14 protein-coding genes are annotated in these 17,243 nt (G+C 71.0%); 4 read left to right on the plus strand and 10 right to left on the minus strand.

The genetic code is table 11. The features are described from left to right. The 3 genes from OG223_RS46465 to OG223_RS46475 form a co-directional block, all read right to left on the minus strand. Complete coding sequence (locus OG223_RS46465) at positions 1-1,422, minus strand: flotillin family protein (RefSeq protein ID WP_329262879.1); 1,422 nt, start codon at positions 1,420-1,422, stop codon at positions 1-3. 145 nt (positions 1,423-1,567) lie between these two features. After that, positions 1,568-1,786, minus strand: a complete 219-nt coding sequence (locus tag OG223_RS46470) for a hypothetical protein (protein ID WP_329262881.1) — start codon at positions 1,784-1,786, stop codon at positions 1,568-1,570. A 2-nt stretch (positions 1,787-1,788) separates the two neighbouring features. Continuing rightward, complete coding sequence (locus tag OG223_RS46475; RefSeq protein WP_329262883.1) at positions 1,789-3,234, minus strand: amidase; 1,446 nt, start codon at positions 3,232-3,234, stop codon at positions 1,789-1,791. 239 nt (positions 3,235-3,473) lie between these two features. Between OG223_RS46475 and OG223_RS46480 the strand changes: the two genes are divergently transcribed. Beyond that, positions 3,474-4,862 carry a glycoside hydrolase family 43 protein gene (locus tag OG223_RS46480; protein WP_329262886.1) on the plus strand — a complete coding sequence of 463 codons (1,389 nt, stop codon included), beginning with the start codon at positions 3,474-3,476 and terminating at the stop codon, positions 4,860-4,862. A 76-nt stretch (positions 4,863-4,938) separates the two neighbouring features. Next, positions 4,939-6,198, plus strand: coding sequence for an enolase C-terminal domain-like protein (locus OG223_RS46485; RefSeq protein WP_329262888.1), 1,260 nt, complete (start codon positions 4,939-4,941; stop codon positions 6,196-6,198). 221 nt (positions 6,199-6,419) lie between these two features. Here OG223_RS46485 and OG223_RS46490 read toward each other — a convergent pair whose 3' ends face one another. From OG223_RS46490 to OG223_RS46505, 4 genes are all read right to left on the minus strand, one after another. Further along, on the minus strand, positions 6,420-7,733 hold the full coding sequence (locus tag OG223_RS46490) for an MFS transporter (RefSeq protein WP_329262890.1): 1,314 nt from the start codon (positions 7,731-7,733) through the stop codon (positions 6,420-6,422). 365 nt (positions 7,734-8,098) lie between these two features. Then, positions 8,099-8,308 (minus strand): hypothetical protein, encoded by a 210-nt coding sequence (locus tag OG223_RS46495; RefSeq protein WP_329262892.1) that lies wholly within the window; start codon positions 8,306-8,308, stop codon positions 8,099-8,101. A 35-nt stretch (positions 8,309-8,343) separates the two neighbouring features. After that, positions 8,344-9,945, minus strand: a complete 1,602-nt coding sequence (locus tag OG223_RS46500; RefSeq protein WP_329262894.1) for a purple acid phosphatase family protein — start codon at positions 9,943-9,945, stop codon at positions 8,344-8,346. A gap of 87 nt (positions 9,946-10,032) precedes the next feature. After that, positions 10,033-11,232, minus strand: a complete 1,200-nt coding sequence (locus OG223_RS46505) for an MFS transporter (RefSeq protein ID WP_329262896.1) — start codon at positions 11,230-11,232, stop codon at positions 10,033-10,035. Positions 11,233-11,364: 132 nt separating this feature from the next. On the opposite strand from OG223_RS46505, the gene OG223_RS46510 reads away from it, so the two are divergent. Continuing rightward, positions 11,365-12,444: an AraC family transcriptional regulator gene (locus OG223_RS46510; protein WP_329265833.1), complete on the plus strand. Its 1,080-nt coding sequence runs from the start codon at positions 11,365-11,367 to the stop codon at positions 12,442-12,444. Positions 12,445-12,491: 47 nt separating this feature from the next. Here OG223_RS46510 and OG223_RS46515 read toward each other — a convergent pair whose 3' ends face one another. Genes OG223_RS46515 through OG223_RS46525 form a run of 3 tightly spaced genes read right to left on the minus strand, consistent with a single transcriptional unit; the run spans position 12,492 to position 16,095 of the window. Continuing rightward, positions 12,492-13,904: an aldehyde dehydrogenase family protein gene (locus OG223_RS46515; protein WP_329262898.1), complete on the minus strand. Its 1,413-nt coding sequence runs from the start codon at positions 13,902-13,904 to the stop codon at positions 12,492-12,494. Then, positions 13,901-14,779 carry an SDR family NAD(P)-dependent oxidoreductase gene (locus OG223_RS46520; protein WP_329262900.1) on the minus strand — a complete coding sequence of 293 codons (879 nt, stop codon included), beginning with the start codon at positions 14,777-14,779 and terminating at the stop codon, positions 13,901-13,903. Before OG223_RS46520 ends, OG223_RS46515 begins: the two co-directional genes overlap by 4 nt. Then, on the minus strand, positions 14,776-16,095 hold the full coding sequence (locus OG223_RS46525) for a flavin-containing monooxygenase (protein ID WP_329265834.1): 1,320 nt from the start codon (positions 16,093-16,095) through the stop codon (positions 14,776-14,778). Before OG223_RS46525 ends, OG223_RS46520 begins: the two co-directional genes overlap by 4 nt. Before the next feature lie 223 nt (positions 16,096-16,318). Between OG223_RS46525 and OG223_RS46530 the strand changes: the two genes are divergently transcribed. Continuing rightward, on the plus strand, positions 16,319-16,942 hold the full coding sequence (locus OG223_RS46530) for a TetR/AcrR family transcriptional regulator (protein ID WP_329262901.1): 624 nt from the start codon (positions 16,319-16,321) through the stop codon (positions 16,940-16,942). Positions 16,943-17,243 lie beyond the last annotated feature (301 nt).

Below are 17,243 nucleotides of genomic sequence, written 5' to 3' on the forward strand. Positions count from 1 at the left end.
TCACTTCTCGTCCTTCTCCACCGGCACCCTCTGCGACGGCGGTGCCGTGCTCCCGTTCAGGGCCGAAGTCCCGCTCGGGGTCTGGCCGTTCTGGTTCATCGAGGCCAGCAGTTGGCGGGCCAGCCCGAGGCCCGTGCCGCCCATGGTGAGCGCCTTGGTGAGCATCTCCGCCATGCCGTCGGCCCCGTTGAGGACCACCATGTTGTCGACGCTCCCGAACGCGGACGCGCCGGCCTTCACGATCTCCGGCCAGTTCTCGGCCAGTTGCTGCGCGACCACGGCCTCCTGGTTCTCGGCGAGGGCCGCGGCCCGCGCCTTGATGGCCTCCGCCTTGGCGAGCCCCTTGGCCCTGGTGGCCTCGGCCGCCGCGAGACCCTTCGCCTGTACGGCGGCGGCCTCGGCCTCACCGGTCGCCCTGACCCGGGTCGCCTCGGCGGCGGCCGCCAGTTCCACCTCCTTCGCCTTGGCCTGGGCCCCCGAGATCCGGGCGTCGCGCTCGCCCTCGGCGAGGGTGCGCTTCTCGTAGGCCTTCGCGTCCGCCGGCTTGCGGACGTCCACCTGGAGCTGCTGTTCCCGCCGCTGCGCCTCGAGTTCGGCGACCCGGGTCTCCTGGACCACGACCTCCTGCCGGGCCGCCGCGTCCGCGAGCGGACCGGCCTGCTGCGCCTCCGCCGCCGCCTTGTCCCGCTCGGCCTGGTAACCGGCCTGGAGGATCTCGCTGTCCCGGGTGGCCTCCGCCATCCGCGCGAACGAGGCCTGCTCCGCCTCCGTGGCGCGCCGGTTCGCCTCCGCCTGCGCGATCCGCGCGTCCCGCTGCACGGCCGCCGCGTGCGGCATCGCCAGGTTCTTGATGTACCCCGTCGGGTCCTCGATCTCGTGGATCTGCAGCGAATCCACGATCAGACCCAGCTTCTCCATCTCCGAGCCGCAGGCGGCCCGGGTCTGGCCGGTGAGCTTGTCCCGGTCGCGGATCATGTCCTCGACCGTCAACCCGCCCACGATGGACCGGACATGACCGGCGAAGACGTTGTGCACCCGCTCCGACATCAGCTTCTGCTGATCGAGGAAACGACGCCCCGCGTTGGCGATCGACACGAAGTCGTCGCCGACCTTGAAGATGACCACGCCCCGCACCCTGAGCGGAATCCCCTGGGTGGTCACGCAGTCCACATGCAGTTCTGTCTCGTTCAGGTCCAGGGAGAGCTTGCGCACCGCCTGCACGCCGGGCAGCACCAGCGTGCCGCGCCCGGTGACGATACGGAATCCCATGCCCGGCTCGAGGCCTTCGGTACGGTGTTTGGAGCCCGAGATGATGAGTGCCTCGTTCGGCTCCGCGACCCGCCACATCGACTTGAACAGACCGATCAGTACGAGGACGGCGGCAACCGCCAGTCCCGCTACGACGCCGACAACCATCGGCATTCGCCCCCTTGTGATGGTGCCACTTACGGCACCGAACGAAGGGAGTGTGCGCCTGCGCGACACCGGGGTACAGACGTTGACTAATCCTTGTTGCAAGGTTGACGCGAACGGCCTTGAAGCAGCTCTCACCTGCTGGTAGGGACGCTCAACTGTCGTATGCCTCTGTTACGTACACGGTGCGTGGCGGTAGGTATTCCACCACCATCACCACGGTCCCCTGCTCGATCCGGCCCTTGCCGGTGGCGGCGTACGCGAGGAAGTGCTCGGCGCCGCCGCGTACCCGGACGATCACCTCGCCGACGAGCCCGGGCCCGACCGTCCCGGTGACCCGCCCCATCAGCCCGACCATCGAAGCGTCCTCCATGGTCACAGGGTACGGGCCGAACTGGACTGTGCCGCCGGGGAATCCGTGCCGATCGGCTCCGGCCACCGCTCGTGCCAGCGCAGCTCCGCCTCCAACTGGGCGGCCAGCGACAGCAGGAGGGGTTCGCTGTGCGACGGGCCCAACAACTGGGCGCCGACCGGGAGTCCGCCCGCCACGAAACCCGCGGGGACGTTGACACCGGGCCAGCCGAGGACGTTCCACGGCCAGGCGTAGGGGCAGGCGGCGATCATCGCGCGGTCGGTGGCCAGGCCGCTCAGATCGAGCAGCGCGCCAACAGCGGGCGGGGGAGCGGCTGTTGTCGGCGCGAGGACCGCGTCGTACCTCCCGAAGAACGCGCCGAACCGGTCGTGCAGGGTCGCCTCCGCGCGCCGGGCCGCCCGCAGCGGGGCCCCGCCGAGCCGTCGGCCCAGGCGGGCGGCGTCCAGGGTGCGCCGGTCGAGGAGTTCGGGGTGCGGTGCCTCGCGGACCCGCTCGGCGAGACCGACGGTGGCGCGGGGGACGAAGGCCAACCCGATCTGTCCGTAGGGCGGATCGTCCTCTACTACCGTGTGGCCCAACCGGGCCAGTTTCTCCGCGAGTTCGAGGACCCTGGCCCGCACCTCCGGTCGCAGTTCGGCCGGCAGCGCGGTGAACGGCGGCCGCAGGGAGAGCGCGATGCGCAGGCGGCCGGGGTCGCGGCCCACCGCCTCGGACATCCGCAGTGCGGGCGGCCGGTGCGGGTCCTGGGCGTGGTTGCCGCTCGCCGCGTCGAGGAGCAGGGCCGCGTCCGCGACCGTGCGCGCGAGGGTGCCGTTGACCGTGATGCCCTGGAAGGACTCGCCGCGCGGCCAGGTCGAGATACGGCCGCGCTGCGGTTTGACGCCGATGAGATGGGTCCAGGCGGCCGGGATCCGCACCGAACCCGCGCCGTCCGAGCCGAGCGCCGCCGGGACCAGTCCCGCGGCGACCGCCACCGCCGAACCGCCCGACGAACCCCCGGGCGTATGAAGGGAGTTCCACGGATTGCGGGTCGCGCCGAACGCGGGCCCCTCGGTGAACGGCCACTGGCCGAACTCGCAGGTGTTCGTCTTCCCGACGATCACGGCACCGGCCGCCCGCAACCGCCGTACCGCCTCGCCGTCCTCGGCCACCGGCGGGAACTCGCCCCGACAGCCGAACGCGGTCGGTTCGCCCGCCACGTCCGTGTCGTCCTTGACGGCGACCGGCACGCCGAGCAGCAACGTGCGGACTCCGGCGGCCAGTTCGCGGTCCGCCGCGTCGGCCTCGGCGAGCGCCGCTTCCCTCCGTACGATCCGAAAGGCGTTCAGGGAGGCCTGAGTCGACTCGATCCGGGCCAGGGCCCGCTCGGTCAGCGCCCGTGCGGTCACCTCCCCGGCGGCCAGTGCCCGGGCGGACTCGGCCAGGCCTGCGGAACGGTCGGGCGTCATGGCGGGCACCTCCTGGAGCACGTGGTCTACCGAACGGTAACGTCCGGGCGCCCGGCATGGTGCGGATGCGGCAACTTGCCCTGGGGAGCAGGTGGTTCGGCCTTCGCGACAGGCTTCCCACAGAGATCACCCAGCACTGCGCAAAGCATTGACGTACTCCTGCCCCACCCCTACCTTCTGACCGACTTGGCGAACCATGTTCGACATAGCGAACCATCGAGTTTTCGGGAGAGCCGCCCGTGACCACACGTCCCCCCACGCCGTCCCGCCGTGCCCTGCTGCGCGCGCTGGCCGCCCTGCCCGTCTCGGCACTCGCCGTGGCCGAGACCCCCGGACTGCTCGGCACGGCCCTGGCCGCCGCCCCCGCCGCCGGCTACGCCACCCGCTACACCATCGTCCCGTTCCTCAACAGCGACGACGGCACCGTCAACGTCTACCAGTCCGACGACGCCACCGACTTCCGGCTCGTCCAGGCCTCCGCCTACACCCCGCCGAGCAACCGCATCCGCGACGCCAGCGTGTTCAGGCACACCGACGGCTCCTACTACCTGACGTACACCACCCACACCTGGGAGGACGTCAGCACCACCATCGGCTTCGCGCGCAGCACCGACCGGGTCGACTGGACGTTCCTGTACGACTACACCGTCCCGATCACCGACCTGTCCCGCGCCTGGGCCCCCGAGTGGTTCGTCGACGCCGACGGCAGTGTCAACGTCATCGTGTCCTGCTCCACCACCGACGACGAGTGGATCTTCACGCCGTACCGGCTGAAGGCGACCAACTCCGCGCTGACGACGTGGAGTTCACCGGTCGCCCTGTCCGGCATCGGTTCCAACCACATCGACACGTACATCGTGCGGATCGGCTCGACCTACCACGCCTTCACCAAGAACGAGACGGCGAAGTACATCGAGTACGCCACCGCCACCAGCCTCACCGGCCCCTACACGATCTCGAAGACCGGCGACTGGGCCGGCTGGGGCAGCTACCGCGAGGGCCCCTCGGTGGTGCAGCTCGACAACGGCGGCTGGCGGATCTTCTTCGACGGCTACGGCGACGGGAGTTACTACTACAGCGACAGCTACGACACCTTCGCCACCTGGTCCGCGCCGACCGCGCTGACCACCCTCTCCGGTACGGCACGCCACTTCACGGTCATCAAGGAGACGGTGTCCGGCGGCCCGAGCCTCGCGACCGGCGTCACCCGCTCCTTCCGGTCCGCCAACTACACCACCCGCTACTGGCAGGAGGTGTCCGCCCTGCTCAACCTGCCGGTGGTGACCAGCTCCAGCACCACCGCCCTGAAGCAGGCGTCCACGTTCACCGTCGTCGCGGGCCTCGCCGACTCGACGGGCTTCTCCTGCCGGGACAGCGCGGGCAACTACCTGCGCCACTACGACTTCCGGGGCCGCTTCGACGCCGACGACGGCACGGCGACGTTCGCGAAGGACGCCACGTTCTACGCCCGCACGGGCAGCACCACCGGTGCGCTGCGCTTCGAGTCGTACAACTACCCCGGCTATTACCTGCGCCACTACAACTACCAACTCAGGGTGGACCCGACGGACGGCACGGACCTCTTCCGGACGGACAGCTCGTTCGTGCCCGTGACGGCCTGGGCCTGAGGGGCGACTGAGGGCTGTCGGAGCGGGGCAGGATGCCGGTGAAATCGATCGGCCATGGCCTGGAGGCGCTGGGCGCATGAGCAGTACGGCAGGAACCCGGATCCGCGAGCTGATCGTCACCCCGATCGCCTTCCGTGACCCGCCCCTTCTCAACTCCGACGGCGTCCATGAGCCGCTCGCCCTGCGGTGCGTCCTCCAACTCCTGCTGGAGGACGGCACCGTGGGCCTCGGCGAGTCCACGGGCGGCACGGTCCGCCTGGAGCGACTTGAGGCGGCGGCGAAGGTCGTCGTGGGTCTGGACGTCTTCGACACGACGGCCGTCGTCACCGCGATCGACGCCGCCCTGCGGCCGACCGTCGCCGACTCCCACGAACGCGGCTGGACCACCTCGGCGGTCGAGGTGGCCTGCCTCGACGCCCAGGGCAAGCTGCTCGGCCGGCCGGTCAGCGACCTGCTCGGCGGCAAGGTCCGTGACACCGTGCCCTTCGCCGCGTACCTCTTCTACAAATGGGCCGAACACCCCGCCCTCGACGGCAGACCCGCGGTGGCCGACGACTGGGGCGAGGCGCTGGACCCGGCCGGGATCGTCGAGCAGGCCCGGCTGATGCAACAGCGGTACGGCTTCCGGTCGTTCAAGCTCAAGGGCGGTGTCTTCCCGCCCGACGAGGAGATCGCCGCGATCAGGGCACTGGCCGAGGCCTTCCCCGGGCAGCCGCTGCGGCTGGACCCCGGCACGGCCTGGACGCCGGAGACATCGGCGTACGTGGCCCGCCAACTGGACGGCGTCCTCGAGTACTTGGAGGACCCGACCGCCACCGTCCCCGGCATGGCGCGGGTCGCGAAGGAGTCACCGCTCCCGCTCGCCACCGACATGTGCGTGATCGCCTGGGAGCATCTGCGGCCCGCGATCGAGCAGCGCGCGATCCAGGTCCTCCTCGCCGACCACCACTACTGGGGCGGACTGCGCAGGACCCGCGAACTGGCCGTCGTCTGCGAGGTGTTCGGGCTCGGCCTGTCCCTGCATTCCACCTCGCACCTGGGCATCAGCCTCGCCGCCATGACCCATGTCGCGGCGACCGTCCCCAACCTCGACCACTCCTGCGACACGCACTACCCGTGGAACTCGGCCGACGACATCGTCGTCCCCGGCGTGCTCGGACTGCGCGACGGCACGGTCACCGTCCCGACCGGCCCCGGCCTCGGCGTGGAACTCGACCACGACGCCCTCGACCGCCTGCACCGGCTGTACCTGGACTCGGGCAGGCACGACCGGAACGACACCGCCTACCTGCGACGGGTCCGGCCCGACTACGAGCTGCGGCTGCCGCGATGGTGAACCCGCGGTTCCCGGCGGCTGGTTGAGGTGTTCGCGGCTGCGGGGCGGTGTCCGTCGGACCGGTCCAAGTGAGCGCGCCTCTCCCGCCGCCGAGTCGGGATCGGGGAATGGCGCGCGCGGGATCCATCGCGTCCCGGCCGGGAGTCCTCGGGTTCAGGTCGATCGGCACCGCGCGGGCCCGCACACCCGCCCGGCGCGCGTCCCCCAGCATTGCCGCAGGCTCAACGCGGCCCGGTCGACGGCTCGTTGGGGAGCATCGTGTGGGGTGGCCGGTCGGCGGACGCGCGTAGCGTCGGCTCGTCGCGCAGGCGTACGAAAGTGATGGCCAGGGCGGCCGCCTGGACGAGGGCGCAGCACAGGACGACCGTGTTCAGGTGCGTCGGTGGGGTGACGGCGACGAGGATGCCGGCCACCGGGAAGGGCAGCAGCAGGAGCAGCATGGTCAGGGAGAGCGTGGTGCCGAAGGCCGTCGCGGGGATGACCAGCGAGCGTAGGGTGCGCAGGACCACGGTGAGGCCGCCGTCGCCCGCCATGAACAGCGCTATGAGGACCACATAGGCGGCGTAGGACGGGGCTTGGGGGAGTGCCAGACAGGCCGCGGAGGCGAACGTCGCGCACACCACCCCCACCCCCCACAGGTCGACACGGCTCAGGGCGAGCCGGCAGCACGTGATCGCCAGCAGGGTCGCGGCAGCGGCGGCGGACCACAGCGTGCCGACGTCGGCGGAGGAACGGCCGAAGTTCTGCACCACGATCACGGGACTGGCCGACTGGAGCAGACCCAGCGCGAGATTGGAACAGGCCAGGCCCGCCACCAGCCAGCGCAGCGCGGGAACCTTGTGCAGCATCCGCAGCCCCGTCCGCAGACTGCCCGGTGTCCGCTCGCCGTCCGGGCGGGCGGACCGCAGCGGGGTCGGCGGGGTCTGCAGGCCGAGCACGGCCGCCAGCAGGGACAGCGCCGTCAGGCATCCGAGCATCCAGCCCGGTCCCACCAGCAGCAGGAAGCCCGCGAGCAGGGGGCCGACGAGCATGGCCGTCTGGTCGATGCCGATGAGGACCGACTGCACTCCGTGGGGCCGGTTCTCCGCCCGTCTGGTGACGATCGCGCCCACCGCTTCGTTGGCCACGAAGCTGAACTGGGTGAGGGTGCCGGTCACCGCGGCCAGCACCAGCACGGTCACCGTCTCCGCGGTGCCCCGCGGCAGCATCGCCAGCGCGACGGCCGCCCCGGCCAGCACCACGGACCGCAGCAGCGAGGCGAGGAAGCACACGATCGCCGCGCCGCGCCGGTCCACCACTTTGCCGGCCAGGACGAACGCGGCGATCCGCGGTGTCCACTCCAGGGCGAACGCCAGACCCGTCAGCGACGAGGAGCGGGTGATCGCCAGTACCAGCAAGGGCATGGCGTACGTCGCCATCGAGAACGCCAGGGCGTCGCTGGTACGGGGTGCGTAGATCCGTCGGAACAGACTGCCGGACGGAACGGCTGCATGGCGACCGGCCGGAGGCCGGTCCTCGTGCAGGGTGATGGCCACGGAGTGGAGGCTTTCGGTGAGGCGTGTCACGGAAGGGGAAACGGACGGAACCGGCCTGAGACGCAATGAATTCGCGGAAGGCGGGGAGTGAGGAAATCGCCTGCGAGCAAAGGGAGTTGAGGCGTGAAATATAGCGCAGTCAAAAGAGTTCCGGCATATCCCGTGCGGACATCTCCGCACGGCGTGCGCGACACCTCCCCGGGCCCGGACGACAGAAGGCGAGAAGAAAGCCGCTTTGTCGCAAATAAGGCGCGGGGTGAAGAGGCATTCACGGCATTTCCGATCGCGTCCTCGCGGCACCCGGGAACACCACGATCAGCGGGATCGTGCCCGGAGGTGTTCCGAAGGGCCTTGAGCGAACCGGCTCAGCCGAACTCGGCCATCGTGACGAACTGCGGCACGCGCGACAGTTGGCCCGGAATCATATATGTCGCCGCCAGGATCCCGAACAACGACTTCCGGGCCGGGAACTCGTCCTTGGCGAAGGTGAACGCGGCAAGGGTGTCGAAGAACAGCGCCGGGAGATACGGGGAAGGTCCTGAAGGGACCGCGTCCGGACGCGCCGCGGCGGCCACCGGCAACACGCCGGTGGCCGCCGCGCCACGTTCTGCTAGGAGGTGTGCCCGGCCTTCCCGACCTTGCGGGAGACCGTGAACCGGTCGACCTCCGCGCCGGTCGCGGCCAGCGCCCGTACCGTGAGGGTCGTCGTGCGGCCGGGGGCCGCGGGGGCGACGTCGACGCGGATGAACGAGTAGCCGGTGTAACGGACCCGGGACCAGTCCACGTTCTCGGTGACCTTGCCGTCCTTGCCCGTCCAGTACGTCGGCACCGAGTCGACCGCGTCCTCGTGGCCCTCGTAACTGTCGGCCACCGGGAAGCTGTACACGCTCTCGCCGCCCGCGCCCGCCGTCACGTACACGACACCGCCACGGGTCGGCTCGTGGGTGCCGCCGATCGGCAGGGTCCGTACGGCCTTGTCCTGGACGACCGGGTCGGTGCGCTCGTAGACGTGGTTGTGGCCGTTGACCACCAGGTCCACCTGGTGCTTCTCGTACAGCGGCACCCACTGCTCGCGCACCCCGCCCTCGGAGGCGTGCGAGCTGGTGGTGGAGAAGGCGCAGTGGTGGTGGAAGACGACGATGAAGTCGACGTCCGCACGGGCCCGGAGTTCGGTGAGCCGCTTGTCGAGCCACGCGGTCTGCTTGCCGCCGGTGTAGCCGATGTTGGCGGGGATCTCGTACGACACGTCGTTCGCGTCGACCGACACCACGCCCACGTTGCCGTGCACGAAGGAGTAGACGCCGGGAGCTGACGCGGCGTCAAAACCGTTGCCGGGCAGGGTGAAACGGGCCTCGTTGCCGCCGTAGCCGTTGGGGGAGTACCAGGACTCCATGTCGTGGTTGCCGAACGCGACCATCCACGGCACCCGGCTGGAGAGCGGCTCGATCTGCGCCAGGAACGAATCCCACTGGCGGGCGTCGTAGTTGCTCGCGTCCCCGGGCAGCCCGTGCCCGGTCTCCTCCGCGTAGCAGATGTCGCCCGCGTGCAGATGGAACGCCGGACTCTGCGCCTGGACAAGGGCGTTGAGGCCGATCGAGGTGTAACTCGGGTTCTGGTCACCGAAGGCGGTGAAGGTGAACGGCCGGGTGCTGTGCGTGCGGGGAGCGGTGGTGAAGGAGTAGATCGTGTGCGCGGCGCCCGCGTCGGCGGGGTCGAAGCCGTCGTGGCCGACGCCGTAGTAGTACGTCGTGTCGGGGCTCAGGTTGTCCAGTGCCGCGTGCACGTAGTACTGGTCGATGTCGGCGCTCTTGCCGATCCCGGTGGGAGTGAACAGGTCGCGTACCTCCGCCGGGATGCGGTGGCTCAGGTCGAGGGGGCTTCTGCCGATCCGGAGGAACGGTGTGCGGACGGGCAGCGGCACCTGCCACGACACCCGCATCTGGGTCTGCGGATCGGCGCCGTAGGCGAGATGCCGGCCGAACGGCGCGACCAGCGAACCGTGCACGGTGGACGTGGTGGAAGCCGGCACCGGCGTGGGCGTCGCCGCCGCCGCGACACCGCCGCCGCCCGCGAGGGCGACACCGGTGGCGGCGACCGCGCCACCGCGCAGCAGACCGCGACGGGAGAAGGCGCGGCGGAGGTACTCGTGTTGCTCGGGCATGCTCAGGGTGTCGGCGAGCCGGTCGGGAAGGCCCATACGAGGAGTGTTCATGGGCGCGACGCTGGCAGCGGCGGTTGAACGACCGATTGCCGTCGGCCCATGGACTGGCCATATCCCGCCCATCGCCTGGCTTGTCCGCTACGCCCCGGATGTCTCCGGTGGCCGGGTGAAGTGGCGGGCGGCGGTCAGGACGAGCACCGCCAGGGCGGCCGGAGCGGCGTACGCGAGCCGGAACTCGCCGGTGGAACCGAGCAGTCCGCTCACCGCGCCGCCGGTGACGACGCCCGCGTAGTTGAAGAGGTTCAGCCGGGCCAGCACCGTCTCCGAGGCGGCGGGCCGCAGCCGCGCGGCCGAGGCCAGACACAGCGGGGCCAGCACCGAGGCCCCCAACCCCACCCCGCCCGCCGCGAGCACGGCGAACGGCCAGCTCGGAGCCGCGGCCATGCCCACCAGCGCGCCCGCCACGACCAGGGCCGCCGTACGGACGACGGCGACGCTCCCGACCCGCTGCACCAGCTTGTCCACGGTCGCGCGGCCGACGACCGTACCGGCCTGGTACGCCGCGTACGCCATCGGCGCCACCGACAGCGACGCGCCGAGGGTCCCCCGCAGATACACCGCCGACCAGGCCGACACGGTCGAGTCCACGACGTAGACGACGAGGAGGACCAGCCCGAAGGGGAGGAGCCGCAGCCACAGTCGGCGCCCCAACGGCGGCTGCGCGGACGGCTCTTGAGAGGGAGGGGAGAAGGGAAGCGCGTGTGTGCGCAGGCAGGCCGCGACGACCAGCAGGACGCCCGCCTGCACGGCCAGCCCGTCGCCCACCGGCCGGTCCAGTTGTGCCACCCCGGCGGTGAGCAGGGCCGCGAGCACACCGCCCACGCTCCAGGCCGTGAAGAAGGACCCGAAGACGCTACGGCCGTAGGCGCGTTCGATCGCGGCGGCCCGCGTATTGATCCCGACGTCGAGGCCACCGGCGGCGAGGCCGAAGAGGACGTACGCGCAGATGACGGTCTGCGGGCCAGGGGCCCAGCCGATCAGCGTGAGGGCGACGGCGGCCGTGAGCAGGGCCCCGCGCACCGTGGCGACGGGGCCGGCGACGCGGACCGCGGCCAGCGCCAGGAAGCTGCCGACGCCCGCCGTCAGGGCCACTCCGACCAGCGTGCCGGTGGTCAGGAGCGGGGACAGCCCGAGGTGTTCGGTGACGGCGGGGACGGTTGTGTACACGGCGGCGACGGACATACCCTGCGCGGCGAACGCGAGGGTCGTCGCCCTTCGGGCACCGGCCCGGTCGGCGGAGCGCCCGACCCGGGCCCGGTCCGGAGTACTGACTGACATGCACAGACCGTAGTCAGCCGTGACGGGGCGGACGCAGGACGTCGGGGGCCGTTGAGGGGACTTCGGCGGCCAGCGCGGGCGACCGGTGCCGCCCGCATGCTTACGGTGGTCGCCCACGAGGAGGTGACCGCGATGATTCCTGCCCCCGCCCCGGCCGACCCGCCCGGGACCAGCCGCAGCACGTCCGCGACGATCCAGCCGAACATCCTGCGCTATCTCGTCATCGTCGCCGACGCACGCGGCATCGACCTACGGCCTCTGCTCAGCGAGGTCGGCCTGGACGAGACGCTCATGCGCTCCGCCGCGCTACGGGTGTCGTACCGGCAGGGCAGCGCGGTGATCCGGCGCGCGGTGGAACTCACCGGGGACGAGCGGCTGGGTCTGCGGGTCGGCGCGGCGCAGCACCTGACCGCGTGGGGCCTGCTCGGCTTCGCGCTGCTGGCCGACGACACGCTTCGGCACGCCATCGAGACCGGCGTGAACTACCAGAACCTCTCCGGCGCGATGACCGTGTGGTCGACCGGACTCGGCGAGGACGGCGCCTTCGTCCTGCGCGCCGACCTGCCCGACCCCGCCGTCGACCCGAGCGTGGCGTCCTTCCTGATCGAGGAGGGCTTCGCCTCCGTGATCACCCTGTCCCGGCTGGCCGTCGGCCCGGACTTCGCCCCGCGCGTGGTCGAGTTCTCCGCGCCGCCACCCCGCCAACGCGAGCTGTACGGCGCCCTGTTGGGCTGCCCGGTCCGCTTCCGGGCCCCGGCCGACCGCATCGTCATCGACCCCGCGTGGGCCCGCGCCCGGATGCCCGGCCGGGACCCGGTGACGTACGCCTCGACCCTGGAGACCCTCGACGCCCAACTGGCCTCCCGCACCGACCAGCAGGATCTCCTCGAAGTGCTGGAGGTGTCCGTCGCGCAGAGCCTCCCGGTCATCCCGTCCTTCGGCGAGCAGGCCCGACGGCACGCGACGAGCGAGCGGACCCTGCGCCGCAGACTCGCCGACTGCGGCACGACGTACGAGGCACTGGCCGAGGGCGTACGCCGGGAACGCGTCGAACAACTGCTGCTGCGCCCGGAGTTGACCCTGCGGGAGATCGCCCGCAGCGCCGGATTCTCCGACGAACGGGCCCTGCGCCGCGCGGTGCGCCGCTGGCACGGCGCCTCACCGGTCCAGTTGCGGGAGCGCCTCCTCGGAGCGGCGGGGCACCGCGAGTGACCTGGTCAACAGGCGTATGTCCAGGCCGCGTTCGCACGCTGCCCGGGTCAACGGGTGCGGATCCAGACCGTCTTCTCCCGCGTCCACTGGTCGAAGGCGTTCGTCGACTTCTCCGCGCCACCGAACCCGGACTGCTTCCAGCCCCCGAAGGGCGTGGTGATGTCCCCCTCGCTGTACGCGTTCACCGAGACCACACCCGCTTCGATGCCCCGCGCCAGCCGCAGCGCCGTGTCGAGCTCACGGGTCCACACGGAGGCGGCGAGCCCGTACTCGGTGGCGTTGGCCGTCCGCACCGCCTCCTCCTCCGGGCCGAAGGTCTCGACGGTGACCACGGGACCGAACAACTCCCTTGTGAGTACGGCACTTTCGGCCGGGGCGTCGGTGATCACGGTGGGCGGGTAGTAGGCGCCGTACGCGGGCAGCCCGTGGGGGAGTCCCGCGGTGTGGACCCGGGCCCCGGCCGCCCGCGCGGCATCCACGGCGCCCGCGACCCGGTCGAGGGCGGCGCGATCGATGAGCGGTCCCTGCTGGGTGCGCGGGTCGGCCGGGTCGCCGATGACCAGCTCCCGCGCCGCCGCGACGAACCGCTCCACGACCTCCTCGGCGATGCTGTGATGCACCAACACCCGTGAACCGGCGGTGCAGTTCTGCCCCATCGTCAGGAACGCGGCCTCGATCATGGCGTCGATGAGCTCGTCGCCGTAGGAGAGCGCGTCGGGCATCAGGATCTGGGGGCTCTTGCCGCCCATCTCCAGCGAGACGCGCTTGAAGTTGCTGTCGGCGGCGGCCTTGAGGATGTGGCGGCCGGTCGCGGTGGAGCCGGTGAAGGAGAGGGCCCGGACGAGGGGGTTGTGCGCGAGGGCCGCTCCGGCCTCCTCGCCGTAGCCGGGCAGGACGGTCAGCACACCCTCCGGCAGGCCGGCCTCGGTGGCGAGCGCGGCCAGGTGCAGGGCCGAGCGCGGGGTCGCCTCGGCCGGTTTCAGCAGGAGGCAGTTGCCGCCGGCGAGGGCCGGGCCGATCTTCCAACTGGCCATCGCCAGCGGGTAGTTCCAGGGGAGGATCGCGGCCCCGACACCGACCGGTTCACGGGTGACGAGACCGAGACCGTCGGGTCCGCCCGGCGCGACCCGGCCGAAGACCTTGTCCGCCGCCTCGGCGAACCAGCGGACCGACTCGATCGCGCCCGGCACGTCCCCCGTACGGCACTCGGTGATGGGCTTGCCCGCGTCCTCGCTGTCCAGCTTGGCGAGGATCTCGGCGTCGCGTCCCATCAGGTCGGCGAGGCGGAGCAGTACGGCGCTCCGGTCCCGGACCGGAAGCCGCGACCACACCCCGGAGTCGTGGACGCGACGGGCCTGTTCGGCGGCCTTGGCGACGTCGTCGGCGCTCGCGGCGGGGAGGGTGGCGAGCGGTTCCCCGGTGGCGGGGTTGACGACGTGCAGCGTGTCGTTCGTGGTCATGCCTCCTCCACCAACTCCCAGCGTCCGTCGGTCTGTCGGGCCAGACCGCGGCTGCGGAGCTCCTCCAGATAGCGGGCCATGCCGCGGTCGCCGCGCCTGCGGAACAGAGGGAAGAGCCTGGGCAGCAGGTTCGGTACGAGCATGGCGCACCGCACCAGCCGCGACTCGCCTGACCGGGGGTAGGCCTCCAGACGGGGCCTGTCCAGCAGGCTCACGACGGCCGCCACGACGTTCGCGGGCTGCTGCGGCTGGTCCTGGAACTGCATGGAGTTGCCGCCGTCCACGGCCTCCTGGCGCAGCATCCGGGTGTCGGTCGCCGAGGGCAGCACCGACCCGGCCAGGATGCCCTTGCCCCGCAGATCGAGGCCGATGGCGAGCATCGCGCCGCGCAGCCCGAACTTGGACGCCGTGTAGATCGGGGTCTCGCCCAGCGGGAAGATCCCGCCGAGGGAGACGGTGGTGACCACGCGGGCGTCCCGGGAGGCCTTCAGCAGGGGGATCGCGATCCGGGTGGCGACCAGCGGGGAGGTCAGGTTGAGGGCGATCTCCCGCTCGATGCTCTCGACGCTGCGGACGTCGAAACGCTCCGAGCTGGTCATGCCCACGTTGTTCACCAGCACGTCGAGACGCCCGTAGATCTCGGCGACGTGCTCGAACAGCCGCTCCAGCTCAGGGCGTTGGAGCAGATCGCAGCCGATGCCCGTGTGCCCGGCGCCGGGCAGCTCCGCGGCCACCTTCTCGGCACGGGCCCCGTCGATGTCGACCACGACACAGCGCGCACCGCCCGCGGCGAAGCGGTGGCACAGCGCGCTGCCGATGCCGCCCGCGCCGCCGGTCACCAGCATGACCTTGTCGGTGAAGTCGAACCGGCTCATGCCGTCGCCTCCACGCGGCGCGCGGACCGCACCGGCGGTGCCTGGCCCTCGGTGCGCCAGCCCATCTGGCGGGCGACCTTGCCGAGGTACTTCACGAACGCCCCGCTGTCGACGTAGCCGGTGTGGCGGGGCGAGTCGACGAACTTCAGCCCGCCGGACAGGTCGGGCCGCTCGGCGCGGATCATCTGCGTGAACCGCTCGGCGTTGGGCAGACCGTGACGCGTGTCGTTGAGATACCCGGCGATCAACTGCGCCTGGCTGTCGAAGAGTTGGTACGCGCCGGAGTTGGTCTCCACGAACCCGATCCCGAACAGGCCCCGGTGCTCGCGCGAGAACGACGACAGATACAGGTCGGGATGCTGCTCGTCCCCGAAGTACCGCTGCGCGACCGGCACTCTGTGCACATAGCCGGTCGCCAACAGGATCAGGTCGACGTCGTCGCTCGTGCCGTCCGTGAAGTGCACGGTGCTGCCCTCGGCGCGCGCGATGCCGGGCCGGGCGGTGATGTCGCCGTGCTGGAGGTGGTGGATCAGCATCGAGTTGATGGCCGGGTGCGTCTCGAAGAGCTTGTGGTCCGGCTTCTGCAGACCCAGGCGGGTCGGATCGCCGTTGACGATCCGCAGCAGTCCGCCGAAGACCCGCTGCGCCAGCCACATCGGCAGATGCGGCCCGCTGTTGGCGATCGTGTCCACCGGCCGCCCGAACAGGTGCTTCGGGATGAACCAGTACCCGCGCCGCATGCTGATCACCGCGTGGTCCGCCGTACGGGCCGCGTCGCACGCGATGTCGCAGCCGGAGTTCCCCGCACCCACGACCAGCACCCGCTTGCCGCGCAGCTCCTCCGCGCTGCGATAGCCGGCGGTGTGCCGGACCTCGCCACCGAACGCACCGGGAATCTCAGGGATGTTGGGGTGCCACTGCGAGCCGGTGCACACCACGACCTGCCCGTGCAGACTCTCGCGCCCGTCGGCCCGGACGACCGTCCAGGTGCCGTCCGCGTTCTTCTCCACACTCTCCACCGCGGCACCGAACTCGATCCGGTCGCTCAGCCCGTAGGCGTCGGCGAAGGACCGCAGATACGACAGGATCTGGCGGTGCGGCGGATAGTCCGCGAAGTGCTCCGGCATCGGGAAACCGCCGAAGCCCGACAGGGTCCGACTGGAGATGAAGTGGGCCGACTCGTACATCGGGCCGCCCGGGTTCTCGATGTCCCAGATACCGCCGAGCCCGGTGTGCCGCTCCAGATGCGTGTACGGCAGGTTCCGCTCCGCCAGGGCCCTGGCCATGGCCAGCCCGGCAGGCCCCGCCCCGATCACACACGTGTCCAACTGGCTGTCTTCCTTCACGAGCCTGCCTCCTCGGTCGTCCCGTTCACGGGTGGTGGAGGAACCGTATGCAGGCGCTGAGCTGCGGGAACTGACCCGTGCGGCCAGAGACCGGACCTCAGCGGCCGGGGCGTGGCCGAGGGAAGTCCGGATGAGGGCAGGCCTGACTTGATCGGACGACTGGTTCGTGAGACTGAGTCGTTATAGTGGGGTCGTGGCTCATGTGTCCGCGGCCGAGCGCCGCCCCCAGTTGATCAAAGCGGCCATCGACCTCATGACGAGGGAGGGCGTCGCGGCCGGCAGCACGCGTGCCATCGCCGCCGAGCTGGGAGTGGCCCAGGCCACGGTGCACTACACCTTCGGTACGAAGGAAGAGCTGTACCGCGCGGTCATGGACCAGCTCACGCAGGATCTGGTGGCCCAGGTCGAGCGGGCGGCGCCCGCCGACGGCGGCTTCGAGGAGACGGCGAGCGCGCTGGCCGCCGCGCTGTGGCGGACGGTTCGGGAGCAGCCCGAGAGCCATCAACTCCTCACGGAACTGAGCATGTTCGCGCTCCGCTCGCCCGCGCTGAGGGAGACCCTCGAAACCCACTACCGGGGATGGACCGAGGTGACCGCCCGCCTCATCACGGAGGCGGCCGAGCGCACCGGCCAACCTCTCGCCCAGCCCGTCGAGACGATCGCGCGCTTCTTCCTCGCCGGTTTCGACGGGCTCACGCAGCAACACCTCGCGCTCCCCGACGAGGAGGCCGAACACACCTGCCTCCAGGCCTTCGTGTCCGCCGTGGTCGCGATGGCCGGGGGCCGTCTGGAACTGGTGGCGGTACCCGTAGGCTGACCGACTCCACGCAAAGGGCGCACTCGCATCGAGCGAGTGCGCCCTTTCGCATGGGGTCGGTCAGCCGAGGCGCGCATGTTCGCGCGCATGCCCGCAGCCCGGGTGGAACTCGTCCCCGAACGGGTCGGCGAGTAACTTACAGCCGACACGGTCAGGCGACAATGTCGAATGATTCCGTCACTCGAACCGTGCATCTGAGCTGGGGCTTTCACAGGAATGGCAGGCGTCACGGTCCATGGACTAGGTCGAGCGACTTGAGCAGGTGATAAAGTCGGCCCACCGCCTACCGTTCGAGGGAGTT

The sequence above is a fragment of the Streptomyces sp. NBC_01478 genome (assembly GCF_036227225.1).
Classification (GTDB): Bacteria; Actinomycetota; Actinomycetes; order Streptomycetales; family Streptomycetaceae; genus Streptomyces.

Bases quoted from the DNA above. Each gene is read 5' to 3' on its own strand.
- OG223_RS46465 (WP_329262879.1), bottom strand. From the start codon at position 1,422: ATGCCGATGGTTGTCGGCGTCGTAGCGGGACTGGCGGTTGCCGCCGTC.
- OG223_RS46470 (WP_329262881.1), bottom strand. From the start codon at position 1,786: ATGGAGGACGCTTCGATGGTCGGGCTGATGGGGCGGGTCACCGGGACG.
- OG223_RS46475 (WP_329262883.1), bottom strand. From the start codon at position 3,234: ATGACGCCCGACCGTTCCGCAGGCCTGGCCGAGTCCGCCCGGGCACTG.
- OG223_RS46485 (WP_329262888.1), top strand. From the start codon at position 4,939: ATGAGCAGTACGGCAGGAACCCGGATCCGCGAGCTGATCGTCACCCCG.
- OG223_RS46500 (WP_329262894.1), bottom strand. From the start codon at position 9,945: ATGAACACTCCTCGTATGGGCCTTCCCGACCGGCTCGCCGACACCCTG.
- OG223_RS46505 (WP_329262896.1), bottom strand. From the start codon at position 11,232: ATGTCAGTCAGTACTCCGGACCGGGCCCGGGTCGGGCGCTCCGCCGAC.
- OG223_RS46510 (WP_329265833.1), top strand. From the start codon at position 11,365: ATGATTCCTGCCCCCGCCCCGGCCGACCCGCCCGGGACCAGCCGCAGC.
- OG223_RS46515 (WP_329262898.1), bottom strand. From the start codon at position 13,904: ATGACCACGAACGACACGCTGCACGTCGTCAACCCCGCCACCGGGGAA.
- OG223_RS46520 (WP_329262900.1), bottom strand. From the start codon at position 14,779: ATGAGCCGGTTCGACTTCACCGACAAGGTCATGCTGGTGACCGGCGGC.